Origin of the sequence: Pseudomonas sp. AL10 (genome assembly GCF_029960685.1) — a bacterium.
GTDB classification, from domain to species: domain Bacteria; phylum Pseudomonadota; class Gammaproteobacteria; order Pseudomonadales; family Pseudomonadaceae; genus Aquipseudomonas; species Aquipseudomonas lactis.
In genome coordinates this window covers 67887-74467 of the sequence record NZ_JASBQZ010000025.1, presented here as the reverse complement: position 1 = coordinate 74467, position 6581 = coordinate 67887, and the positions used below count along the sequence as shown (strand labels likewise).

General features: G+C 59.8%; 6 protein-coding genes. 3 read left to right on the top strand and 3 right to left on the bottom strand.

The genetic code is table 11. From position 1 onward, the window contains the following. Window positions 1–71: 71 nt before the first annotated feature. Window positions 72–728 carry a TetR/AcrR family transcriptional regulator gene (locus tag QK296_RS20340; protein WP_120247595.1) on the bottom strand — a complete coding sequence of 219 codons (657 nt, stop codon included), beginning with the start codon at window positions 726–728 and terminating at the stop codon, window positions 72–74. 93 nt (window positions 729–821) lie between these two features. Here QK296_RS20340 and QK296_RS20335 point away from each other — a divergent pair, with 93 nt between their 5' ends. The 3 genes from QK296_RS20335 to QK296_RS20325 all read left to right on the top strand — a co-directional run bounded on the left by QK296_RS20335 (window position 822) and on the right by QK296_RS20325 (window position 5375). After that, window positions 822–1922 carry an efflux RND transporter periplasmic adaptor subunit gene (locus tag QK296_RS20335; RefSeq protein ID WP_003189118.1) on the top strand — a complete coding sequence of 367 codons (1101 nt, stop codon included), beginning with the start codon at window positions 822–824 and terminating at the stop codon, window positions 1920–1922. Between the two features lie 5 nt (window positions 1923–1927). Then, window positions 1928–4993 (top strand): efflux RND transporter permease subunit, encoded by a 3066-nt coding sequence (locus QK296_RS20330; protein WP_057711535.1) that lies wholly within the window; start codon window positions 1928–1930, stop codon window positions 4991–4993. A gap of 142 nt (window positions 4994–5135) precedes the next feature. Beyond that, complete coding sequence (locus QK296_RS20325) at window positions 5136–5375, top strand: hypothetical protein (protein WP_003189122.1); 240 nt, start codon at window positions 5136–5138, stop codon at window positions 5373–5375. A gap of 80 nt (window positions 5376–5455) precedes the next feature. Here the strand turns inward: QK296_RS20325 and QK296_RS20320 are convergent, their stop codons facing one another. Together QK296_RS20320 and QK296_RS20315 are read right to left on the bottom strand one after the other, a co-directional pair. Beyond that, window positions 5456–6145 carry a DUF4197 domain-containing protein gene (locus tag QK296_RS20320; protein WP_057711536.1) on the bottom strand — a complete coding sequence of 230 codons (690 nt, stop codon included), beginning with the start codon at window positions 6143–6145 and terminating at the stop codon, window positions 5456–5458. 27 nt (window positions 6146–6172) lie between these two features. After that, window positions 6173–6574 (bottom strand): YbaY family lipoprotein, encoded by a 402-nt coding sequence (locus QK296_RS20315; RefSeq protein WP_057711538.1) that lies wholly within the window; start codon window positions 6572–6574, stop codon window positions 6173–6175. Window positions 6575–6581: the final 7 nt, after the last annotated feature.

Below are 6581 nucleotides of genomic sequence, written 5' to 3'. Positions count from 1 at the left end.
GGGGCGCCTAAGATCAAAAGCAGATCAAGAGCGACTCGCTTCGCATCGTGGTTACTGTCGGTTGGTGCAACTTACTTAGGTGTTTCTGGACCCTGGCTGCGATAGGCCCGCATAAACAACTTCACCACGTCCTGCACATGCTCCTCGGCCTCTTGCGCACTCAATTGCCCTCCACACCCGTACAACAACCGAAAGTTCGCCGTGCCCTTGAGCAAGCAAAAGAAGTGTTCGGCGGCCTTCAACGGTGTGTCGATACTCAAGGCGCCGCTCTGGTCAATCTTGCCGAGCAGGCGCTCCATGCCTTGCAGCATGCGCATGGGGCCGGCATCGAAGAAGATCTGGGAGAGTTTCACGTCCTGATTACCGGTGGTCATCATCAGGCGATGCAGGTTTACCGACTCTTCGCTGTTGATCAGTCGATGAAAGCCGCGGGCGATGTTAAGCAGCACCGTCTCGACGGGCATGCCTACGGGCAGCTCGAAGTACATCACCGGCAATTGCTCTTCGCATTTGGCCACCACCGCAGCGGTGAACAGCGTCTCTTTGTCGGTGAAGTGGCTGTAGACCGTGAGTTTCGATACGCCGGCCGCCAGGGCAACGGCGTCCATGCTGGTGTTTGCATAGCCCTTGTCCAGGAACAGCGATTTTGCCGATTCGAGGATTGCCTGGCGTTTTGCCATGTCCTTGGGACGCCCGGGGCTTGCGGTGTTCAGAGGATTGTCGGACATTTTCACCTTTAATACTGGACTGGTGAGTTTGGTATTAATAACATACCGGCCAGTATAATTATTCCAAGCTCTATTTGCGAAAGGTCCTTCAGCATGCGCAGCGCTTTCCTGCCCCTTGCTTTGCCTGTCAGCCTGATCTTCCTGTTGGCCGCTTGCGGCCATGAAGACGCGGCTCAGACCACCGTGCGCCCGGCCATGGTGGTGCAACCGCAGCCTTCGGCGCAGGCGATGGACAGCTACCCAGGTGAGGTGCGTGCCCGGTATGAGCCGGACCTGGCCTTTCGCATCGGCGGCAAAGTCAGCAAGCGCCTGGTGGAGGAAGGCGAGCGGGTCAAGGCCAACCAGCCGCTGGCCGAACTCGACCCCCAGGACGTGCGTCTGCAATTGGAAGCCACCCGTGCCCAAGTGGCCGCCGCCGAGGCCAATCTGAGCCTGGTACGTGCGGAGCGGGATCGCTACAAGACCTTGATGGACCGTCAGATGGTCAGTCGGTCGCAGTACGACAATTCCGAAAACCTCTACCGAGCCGGTGAAGCACGCCTGAAGCAGATCAAGGCCGAGTTCGATGTGTCGAGCAATCAGGCCGGCTACGCCGTGCTGCGTGCGCCTCAGGACGGTGTGGTCGCCAAGCGTGCCGTAGAGGTGGGGCAAGTGGTCTCCGCTGGCCAGACGGTGTTCACCCTGGCCACCGATGGCGAGCGCGAAGTGTTGATCAGCCTGCCCGAGCAGGGCTTTGGCCGCTTCAAGATCGGCCAGCCGGTGTCGGTGGAGTTGTGGAGCCAGCCAGAGCAACGCTTCGCCGGGCGCATTCGTGAACTCTCTCCTGCCGCCGACCCCAAGTCTCGCACCTTCGCCGCGCGCGTAGCCTTCACCGGCGGCAAAGTGCCCGCCGAACTGGGCCAAAGCGCGCGGGTGTTCATCCAGGCCGACGGTGTCATTCCCCTATCGGTACCGCTGTCTGCCCTGAGTGCCGAGAACGGTGCGTCCTACGTTTGGCGTGTAAAACCGGACAACACCCTTGAACGCACCCCTGTACGCATTGGTGCGTTTGGCGAAAACACCGTGCCGGTACTCGAAGGCTTGGCCGCCATCGATTGGGTGGTGGCCGCAGGCGTGCATGTGCTCCATGAGGGCCAGTCAGTGCGTCCGGTGGATCGCTCCAACCGTGTAGTGAATCTGGCGGCCAAGGAGTAGTCCCCATGGGTTTCAATCTTTCCGAATGGGCGTTGCGTAATCGCCAGATCGTACTGTTCCTGATGATCCTGCTGGCCGTGGTTGGCACCTTGTCCTACACCAAGCTGGGGCAAAGCGAAGACCCGCCGTTTACCTTCAAGGCCATGGTGATCAAGACCAACTGGCCCGGGGCCACGGCCCAGGAGGTTTCGCGCCAGGTCACCGAACGCATCGAGAAAAAACTCATGGAGACCGGTGAGTACGAGCGCATCGTGTCGTTCTCGCGGCCCGGTGAATCCCAGGTCACCTTTATTGCCCGGGATTCGATGCGTTCGGCGCAGATTCCCGAGCTGTGGTACCAGGTGCGCAAGAAAATCAGCGACATTCGCCACACCTTGCCGCCGGATATCCAGGGGCCGTTTTTCAACGACGAGTTCGGCACCACCTTCGGCAATATCTACGCCCTGACTGGCGACGGCTTTGACTATGCAGTGCTCAAGGACTACGCCGACCGTATCCAGATCCAGCTGCAACGGGTGCCGGATGTAGGCAAGGTCGAGCTGCTCGGCTTGCAGGATGAGAAGATCTGGATCGAGCTGTCGAACCTCAAGCTCGCCACCCTCGGCTTGCCTTTGGCCGCGGTACAGCAGGCCTTGCAGGAACAAAATGCGGTGTCCACCGCCGGCTTCTTTGAAACCCCCACCGAGCGCGTGCAGCTGCGCGTTTCAGGCAACTTCAAGACGGTGGAGGAGATCCGCAACTTTCCGATCCGCGTGGGTGATCGCACCTTTCGCATCGGTGACGTCGCTGACATTCACCGAGGCTTCAACGACCCACCAGCACCGCGCATGCGTTACATGGGCGCCGATGCCATCGGCTTGGCCGTGGCCATGCGCGACGGTGGCGACATCCTCGTACTGGGCAAGGCACTTGAGGCTGAATTCGCACGCCTGCAAAAGAACCTTCCTGCCGGTATGGAACTGCGCAAAGTGTCGGATCAGCCGGCAGCGGTAAAGACCAGCGTCGGTGAATTCGTCCAGGTGCTGGCTGAAGCGTTGGCGATTGTTTTGCTGGTGAGCTTTTTCTCCCTCGGCGTGCGTACTGGCATGGTCGTCGCCCTGGCGATCCCGCTGGTACTGGCGATGACCTTTGCCACCATGTATTACCTGGGCATCGGCCTGCACAAGATTTCCCTTGGCGCCTTGGTCCTGGCTTTGGGCTTGCTGGTGGATGACGCGATCATCGCCGTGGAAATGATGGCGATCAAAATGGAGCAGGGCTACGACCGCCTCAAAGCCGCGAGTTTCGCCTGGACCAGCACCGCATTCCCCATGCTCACCGGCACCCTGATCACGGCCGCGGGCTTCTTGCCGATTGCCACCGCGCAATCGAGCACCGGCGAATACACCCGCTCGATCTTCCAGGTCGTGACCATCGCTCTGCTGGCCTCCTGGGTGGCGGCCGTGGTGTTTGTGCCGTACCTGGGGGAAAAACTCCTGCCCGACCTGGCGAAGATTCACGCCGCCAAACACGGCACCGACGGCCCGGACCCTTACGGCACACCCTTCTACCAGCGTGTAAGACGGTTGGTGGAGTGGTGCGTGCGGCGGCGTAAAACAGTGATTGTGCTGACCTTGCTGCTGTTTGTCGGCTCGGTTGCGCTGTTTCGCTTCGTGCCGCAACAGTTCTTCCCGGCTTCCGGTCGCCTGGAGTTGATGGTCGACCTGAAACTGGCCGAAGGCGCTTCCCTGAGCAACACCGCCGAGCAGGTCAAGCGCCTGGAGGCGTTGCTCAAGGAGCATGCCGGCATCAACAACTATGTTGCCTATGCGGGCACCGGTTCGCCGCGGTTCTACCTGCCACTGGACCAGCAATTACCCGCTGCCAGCTTCGCCCAGTTCGTGGTGCTGGCTAACACCATCGAGGAGCGTGAAAGCCTGCGCACCTGGCTGATCGAAACCCTCAACGAGCAATTCCCCGAGCTGCGCTCGCGCGTGACGCGCCTGGAGAACGGCCCGCCCGTAGGCTACCCGGTGCAGTTTCGCGTAACCGGCGAGCACATCGAAGAGGTGCGCGCGCTGGCGCGCAAAGTGGCGGCCAAGGTTCGCGAAAACACCCATGTGGTCAATGTGCACCTGGACTGGGAAGAACCGAGCAAAATCGTGTACCTGAATATCGACCAGGACCGTGCACGTGCCCTGGGTGTGAGCACCGCCAACCTGTCGAAATTCTTGCAAAGTTCCCTGACCGGTTCCAGCGTCAGCCAGTACCGTGAGGACAACGAATTGATCGAGATCCTCCTGCGCGGCACCGTGCATGAGCGCAGTGAACTGTCGCGTCTGCCGAGCCTTGCCGTGCCCACCGACAATGGTAAAAGCGTGGCGCTGTCGCAGATTGCCACCCTTGAATATGGATTCGAAGAGGGGATTATCTGGCATCGCAACCGCTTGCCGACGGTGACCGTGCGGGCTGATATCTATGGCAAGGAACAGCCGGCGACTCTAGTGCAGCAGATCTTGCCGACGCTTGCCGAGGTGCGTGCCGAACTGCCGGACGGCTACCTGTTGGAAGTGGGCGGTACGGTGGAAGATTCTGCCCGTGGGCAAAACTCGGTGAAGGCCGGCGTGCCGCTGTTTATCGTGGTGGTGCTGACCTTGCTGATGCTGCAACTGCGCAGCTTCTCGCGTATGGCGATGGTCTTTCTCACCGCGCCGTTGGGGCTGATCGGCGTGACCTTGTTCCTGCTGGTATTTCGCCAACCCTTCGGGTTTGTCGCCATGCTCGGCACCATCGCGCTATCGGGAATGATCATGCGTAACTCGGTGATCCTGGTGGACCAGATCGAGCAAGACATCAAGGCCGGCCTGGCACCCTGGCAGGCAATTATCGAAGCCACGGTCCGACGCTTTCGCCCGATTGTGCTGACGGCGCTAGCGGCAGTACTGGCGATGATTCCGTTGTCACGCAGTGTGTTCTTTGGGCCCATGGCCGTGGCGATCATGGGCGGGTTGATTGTGGCAACGGCGTTGACGTTGTTGTTCTTGCCGGCGTTGTACGCGGCTTGGTTCAGGATCAGGAAGGACGTGGAGTAAATCTGTGACTGTTTTTTGGTGGGCCCAATGGGAACCTTTTTTTCAGGCTCACCACAGAGAGTTACCTGTTCGCAGGTACGTTATCCGGTGGTTTTTATCACCTGGATAACGTTTCCAGAACGTTAATAGAGGCGAAATAGATATGCTCCTACAAGCATTGGGTAACTTTTACTCTGGGATCGGCATGATGCTGGGCGGCGGTCAGATGGGCGGCGCTTGCGCCAAACATTCACACAATGACTCCGTCAGTCGTCGTGAGCTTTCAGACGCGCTCAAATCGCTCAAATACGATCGTCCCCAGCCGCCCGGTAATATTACGATTAACAACGCCAACGCCAACGCCAATAGCAACGCCAATACCAATACGCAAATCGGACGTTGAATGAGCTGATTTTTGATATTCAGCCATTGCAAACACTCTGCATCCGCAGAGTGTTTGCCGCGTACGTTCAGTCGAGGGGCTTAAAGCGCCCCAAACACCTTCTTGGCCAAGCTGGTGGCTGCCGCCGCCGGATTCTTGCGAATGGTTTCTTCCTGCTGCGCAATCATCTTGAACAAGCCATCCAGCGCTTGCTCGGTCACGTAGTTCTCAACGTTGGCGCTCTTGGCATCCACCGCGCCAAAGGCCGCGGCCTTGCCGGCCAGGGCGTTGTACTGCTGGGCTACCCCGACCTTATCGGTGGCTGCCTTGACGATGGGCAGGAACTTGGCGCGAATTTCTTCACGGCTGCTTTTGTTCAGGTACTGGGTGGCAGAGTCCTGGCCGCCGCTGAGAATGCCCTTGGCGTCGGTCACGCTCATGTTCTTCACGGCGTTGACCAGGATCGGCTGGGCCTGGGTCACGGCGGTTTCTGCGGCTTTGTTCATGCTGGTTTCCAGCTGCGTGACCTGGTCACCCATGCCGAACATTTTCAGCTTGTCGGCGACCTTACCGAGCTTGCCTGGCAGGCCGATCTTCACGTCCGGGTTGTTGCTGAAACCACCGGGTGTTCCGAGTTGTTTCACAGCAATCTGTGCGCCTTGGGTCAAGGCATCCTTGAGGCCGCCGCTGGCGTCGCCCTGGGACAGGCTGCCCAAATCCAGGGCCACGGCGTTGGCGCCGAACAGTAAGCCAGCACACAGGGCGGTGAGGCGAAGAGATTTGCGGAGCATGAGCGCTTCCTTATGACGTGGGAATGATCAGTGTGCGGCCGCATCCACCCGCAGGCGCAGCGGTTGTGGGTCCTGGCCATTAAGCTGCACGGTGTGCCGCTCGGTGGTGATAAACAGTAGCTTGCCGTCCAGCTCGATGCGAGCGCTGACCGAATAGGTGTGGCCCGGTTTGACCTGGGCAGGGTCGTAGCTCAGGTGAAACGGCAGTGGCACCTGGCCTTTGACCGGGCCTTTCTGTTCGGCGAGGGTCACGGCCGGGGCGTCCATCAGGGACACGTCCTGCAGGCTGACGCTCAAAGTGGCGGCTGGCGGCAGGGCGATGCGTTGCAGGTAGAACACTTCGCCGTCCAGGCTTGCCTTAGGGGTTGGAGCCATCGATTGGCAGGCTCCAAGCAGGGCGGTCAGACCCAGGAGGATGAGTTTTTTCACGGTACGG